Origin of the sequence: Halococcus sp. AFM35, assembly GCF_051195015.1 — an archaeon.
Classification (GTDB): domain Archaea; phylum Halobacteriota; class Halobacteria; order Halobacteriales; family Halococcaceae; genus Halococcus.
Genome location: NZ_JBNTJU010000076.1, coordinates 1 through 2,407, shown reverse-complemented (window position 1 = coordinate 2,407; position 2,407 = coordinate 1). Strand labels below are relative to the sequence as shown.

The following is a 2,407-nucleotide window of genomic DNA, read 5'->3' as shown; positions in this document are numbered from 1 at the left end:
ACCTTAAACTCCCAAACCAACGCGTTGCGGTGCGGGCGTGGGATTCCACGTCGTTCACGGCGTGTGAGGATGTCAAGCAGCCCGAACTGCGTTGGTAGGTGACGGCTGACGGGCAGATATTGGCGTCCTGTCTCGGGACTATGCTGTCAGTCCTGTCTGTGTCCTATCTGTTCCACTACGGCGCTGCACCCGCGCCTGACAGCTGGCAGTAGCACCGGTGGGGACCAGCCTGCTATCCAGCCGCTGAAAGATCGAGCAAGTAATCGTTGATCCGGTGTGCCACGTCGTTGAATGCCGGTTTCTGCTGGACAAGCCGGTCAAGTGCCTGCTCCCAGTACTGGCGGACCGCCTCCTGACTGTCGGCCGGGATACCGTTCGCGAGATCGAGATCCACGTTGTGTGCTCGACTTTTTGTACGGAGCGCGTCTGCTACCGCTTTATCGTCGAACGATTCCTGGTTTAGCAAGCGGTAGATGTCGTAGTAGTCCCGCGCACGCGCCCGCTGATACAGGCTGCGTAGCTTCTCCACGAAGATTTCCTCGACGCTGTACGCGGTCAGGTCGAATGCAGGGATGTCCTCGAACGCGTGCTGGTGCTGCACTGCTGGAAACGCCAGCGCCTCGTTGAACGTGATATCCAGGTCGGTGGTGTTCCGCTGGCCGAGGATAGCATCGTACTGCACATCGATCTGTACGTACTCGACGGGATCCCCCGCTTCGTAGACGTTCGTAACCGTGAACATGATACCGGACCGGTTCGCGATACCGGTGACAGCTGTTTCGAGCCGCTGGGCCAGATCCGGGAGCGGCTCTGTAGCGGTGAAGTCCAAGTCTTCGGAGAATCGCCAGATTCCAGGAAAATACAGCTTGCTGAGCGCGGTCCCGCCCTTGAACACGAAGTGATCGGCCAATGGGCTGGTATAGAGTGCATAGAGGATCCAGGAGTTGACATAGTTCTTCTCGGCCAATCCCGCAGTGACACCGGTCTGTCGGGCAAGCATGCGCAGCCGTGTGTCGTCAATCATCCGTGCTCCTCCCAGTCCGCAACGCGTCCTCAGCGATGTTCAGAATCAACCGGTAGTCGCTCGTGTGGTGGCCGTCGTCGGCGCGGGTCGGATCAAGCTTGGAGTAGCCGGTGGTGAACGCCTCCTCCAGGTCTGCACGGCGCGGCAGCTCGATGCTATGGAGATCTGCGAGGTAGACGATACGTTTGACTGCTGCTCCGTTCCCCATGCGGAGCAGGTCGCCAACCAGGGTGGCGTAGTCCACACTGTCGGCGTTCACGAGTGCTTTCGAGAGCTCGGTGATGCCACCACAGTGCTCGGGATGGTCCGCACAGTCGACTAACGCTTTCTCCACAGTGGCGATGTTGACCTGCTGGGAACCAACCGCGATCGGTTCATAGCCGAAGAACTTGGCGTCGGTAAGAGTGACGAACCGGTACTGGACGTTGTGGATTTCACGGTCGGGCACCCGGTCGGTGGTTGCCGCGACGACCGTCATCGGCACCTGCTCGGTCAGGCTGTAATGGTTCAGCGCGTTCCCGTAGGAGATATACATCGGCTCCGCGAGGTGGGCTGCGATGATGAACTCGTGTTCGGTGTACTCACCGCGTTCGCCGGCAGCCAGCGGCACGATCAGATAGGTTCCGCTCTTCACCCGATCAAGCCATTTTTTCTGCACTAGGTTGTGAGCCAGCTTCTTCGCCGCATCGTATGAGATGTCGACGCTGCGCTCGATATCGGCGATTGTGACGATCGTCTTGTTCTGGCCGGCCAGCCGGGTGAGCGCGAGTGCTTCCCGCTTCGACAACCCCTGCTTAATACTCATTTCAGTGTTCGTCCCCATGTTCGGAACCAATCCAACATAGAGTATACAGCGGTCAAGATTAAAAACATTCCTCAGGCGATTCCCAACCCCTTCAACGCGAACAGTTCGAAGCGCTCGCCGAGCACACACGCAAGGCGATCGATAGCTTCGAGCTCTCCTGGCTGCCACTGAAACCGTACGCAGCGGTGCTCGCACTCACCCATGCTACGTGCTCGATGAACGCGAGAACACGTTGACCATGCTGGGCACGGGATTTGTAGGGAGAGCCGATGTCGGCCCAACCGTTATTCGGCTGGGACGACAATTCTCATTTGGAGGTACTACTCATGCCTCTACGACAACGCTGGGCAGATCAGCCCATTGACATCCTCCCCGCCGTGAACGGCGAGGATTCCCAGTTGGGATATTAAGGTTCGCGGGTCGCCTGTTCTGGCGGGAGGAAACCTCCTCGCGTTTTGTCGAACAAACGAACCGCTGGCTGTGCCAACCAGCCGCTACTCCTATACTGACGGCTGAATATTCTTAAGGAACGAACCCGTTGGACCGGTATGACCGCTGGCGAAAACGTATCTCCCGAA

At 58.4% G+C, this 2,407-nt stretch carries 2 protein-coding genes; both read right to left on the bottom strand.

Annotated features, from left to right (window positions below):
- Positions 1-232: 232 nt before the first annotated feature.
- Positions 233-1,024, bottom strand: a complete 792-nt coding sequence (locus ACQUQO_RS18110; RefSeq protein ID WP_435080035.1) for a nucleotidyl transferase AbiEii/AbiGii toxin family protein — start codon at positions 1,022-1,024, stop codon at positions 233-235.
- Positions 1,017-1,847, bottom strand: a complete 831-nt coding sequence (locus tag ACQUQO_RS18105) for a type IV toxin-antitoxin system AbiEi family antitoxin domain-containing protein (RefSeq protein ID WP_435080037.1) — start codon at positions 1,845-1,847, stop codon at positions 1,017-1,019. The genes ACQUQO_RS18110 and ACQUQO_RS18105 overlap by 8 nt, the downstream gene beginning before the upstream one ends.
- Positions 1,848-2,407 lie beyond the last annotated feature (560 nt).

Coding starts and splice junctions, on each gene's coding strand:
- ACQUQO_RS18110 (WP_435080035.1), bottom strand. CDS start 1,024: ATGATTGACGACACACGGCTGCGCATGCTTGCCCGACAGACCGGTGTC.
- ACQUQO_RS18105 (WP_435080037.1), bottom strand. CDS start 1,847: ATGGGGACGAACACTGAAATGAGTATTAAGCAGGGGTTGTCGAAGCGG.